This is a genomic window from Paenibacillus sp. UMB7766-LJ446, from assembly GCF_030226665.1.
Classification (GTDB): Bacteria; Bacillota; Bacilli; order Paenibacillales; family Paenibacillaceae; genus Paenibacillus; species Paenibacillus vandeheii.
The window spans coordinates 1-1,463 of sequence record NZ_JASOYM010000032.1 but is presented as its reverse complement, the minus strand read 5'-3'; the positions used below and the strand labels follow the sequence as shown (position 1 = coordinate 1,463).

1 rRNA gene is annotated in these 1,463 nt (G+C 53.2%); it reads right to left on the bottom strand.

What is annotated here, in order from left to right:
* Positions 1–1,463: ribosomal RNA gene (locus QP794_RS33040) — 23S ribosomal RNA — on the bottom strand; the annotation flags it as partial.

Below are 1,463 nucleotides of genomic sequence, written 5' to 3'. Positions count from 1 at the left end.
AGGCTCCCACCTATCCTGTACAGATCGTACCCAAATTCAATATCAAGCTGCAGTAAAGCTCCATGGGGTCTTTCCGTCTTGTCGCGGGTAACCTGCATCTTCACAGGTATTAAAATTTCACCGGATCTCTCGTTGAGACAGCGCCCAAGTCGTTACGCCATTCGTGCGGGTCAGAATTTACCTGACAAGGAATTTCGCTACCTTAGGACCGTTATAGTTACGGCCGCCGTTTACTGGGGCTTCGGTTCACAGCTTCGGATTGCTCCTAACCGCTCCCCTTAACCTTCCAGCACCGGGCAGGCGTCAGCCCGTATACTTCGCCTTACGGCTTCGCACAGACCTGTGTTTTTGCTAAACAGTCGCTTGGGCCTTTTCACTGCGGCCCCCTCGTGCTATTCACACTACCGGGGCACCCCTTCTCCCGAAGTTACGGGGTCATTTTGCCGAGTTCCTTAACGAGAGTTCTTCCGCGCGCCTTAGAATTCTCTTCTCGCCTACCTGTGTCGGTTTGCGGTACGGGCACCATCACCTGGCTAGAGGCTTTTCTTGGCAGTGTGAGATCATGACCTTCGCTACTGTAATTTTCGCTCCCCATCACAGTCCAGCCTTACGATGTGCGGATTTGCCTACACATCAGCCTCACTGCTTAGACGGACATCCATCAGTCCGCGTCACTACCCTGCTGCGTCCCCCCATTGCTCATAACGGCTTACGGTGGTACAGGAATTTCGACCTGTTGTCCTTCGACTACGCCTTTCGGCCTCGCCTTAGGTCCCGACTTACCCTGAGCGGACGAGCCTTCCTCAGGAACCCTTAGGCTTTCGGCGGATCAGATTCTCACTGATCTTTTCGTTACTCATACCGGCATTCTCACTTGTATAATGTCCAGCGCTCCTTACGGTACACCTTCAACCCTTATACAACGCTCCCCTACCCCTGATGCAAAGCATCAAGCCATAGCTTCGGTGGTGTGTTTAGCCCCGTTACATTTTCGGCGCAGAGTCACTCGACCAGTGAGCTATTACGCACTCTTTCAATGGTGGCTGCTTCTAAGCCAACATCCTGGTTGTCTGTGCAACTCCACATCCTTTCCCACTTAACACACACTTGGGGACCTTAGCTGATGGTCTGGGCTGTTTCCCTTTTGACAATGGATCTTAGCACTCACTGTCTGACTCCCGGAAGTAAGTCTATGGCATTCGGAGTTTGACTGAGCTTGGTAACCCTTGCGGGCCCCGCACCCAATCAGTGCTCTACCTCCACGACTCTGTTTTCCGAGGCTAGCCCTAAAGCTATTTCGGGGAGAACCAGCTATCTCCGAGTTCGATTGGAATTTCTCCGCTACCCCCACCTCATCCCCGCATTTTTCAACATGCGTGGGTTCGGGCCTCCAGTGCGTGTTACCGCACCTTCACCCTGGACAGGGGTAGATCACCCGGTTTCGGGTCTACGTCCACGTACTA